General features: G+C 47.7%; 1 pseudogene. It reads right to left on the bottom strand.

Annotated features, from left to right (window positions below):
* Positions 1 to 891, bottom strand: a pseudogene (locus tag R7E78_RS25095) (sensor histidine kinase); the annotation flags it as partial.
* Between the last annotated feature and the right edge of the window lie 28 nt (positions 892 to 919).

Genomic DNA, 919 nt, shown 5'->3' with positions numbered 1-919 from the left:
CGCCACTTCAATGAGCGGATCGGGGTCAGGATGCTGCAAACGCCAAGTTTCCAAATACCCAAGCACACTCGAGAGTGGCGTTTTTAAATCGTGGCTCAGTTGCAAAAGACTTTGACGGCGATGAGAGGATTGATATTCAAGTTGCAAAAATTGCTGCTGGATGTGTTTTGCCATCAATTGATAAGAACGAGCAATCGGCACTAGCTCCGGCACTTGATGTGCAAAATCGGGTTGTAGGCGAAAGTCGTGTTCGGCTTGTTTTTGCAGTTGATCGGTCACACGTTCAATCGGGTTTAACAAGCTGCGCTTAACCAAGAAATATGAGCCAAAAGCGAAACCTAAAATCGAAATAAGCACTAAACCCGCAAGCGCCAAGTACGACGAATCCACTTGAGCGTTGGCAATGGCCGTATGACGAGAGCTTCCGATCACCACGTACAAATAACCAATGGTTGAGCCAAGCTCCTCTATCGCTGCGACCGAAAAGACTTTGTGTTCATCACGATTACGCGGGTCATCGCCTAGAATCGGGAAAGGTTCTCCACTGAGAAACTGACGAATAGGAGCCAGATTCACCGCTCCCATCAATTCCGTCCCTTCTGGCGCAGCGTGCGTAGTAATGTTGCCTTGGCTATCAAGAAAATAGATTTCGAAATCAGGCCCTATCAACATGAGGGTGTGGAAAATCGACTTGAGTGCTTTGGGATTGTAGTCCGTACCAATCATGAGCGGATTATCATCCCGCATGTGACTGGCTAGATCTTGATGTAAGCTTTGCTTGGTGCGAAGCTCAATGGTCTCTTTTTGCCAATTGTAAGTCAGAGCAATGGCCGCCATCGCCAAACAAAACCAAACCGTGGTGAATACCACCAAACGAGATTTGAAGCTCATCCTATCGCCTCGTCACACCGCCTATTAT

The organism is Vibrio sp. YT-19(2023), from assembly GCF_033337395.1.
This window is presented reverse-complemented; position numbering and strand designations above follow the sequence as displayed.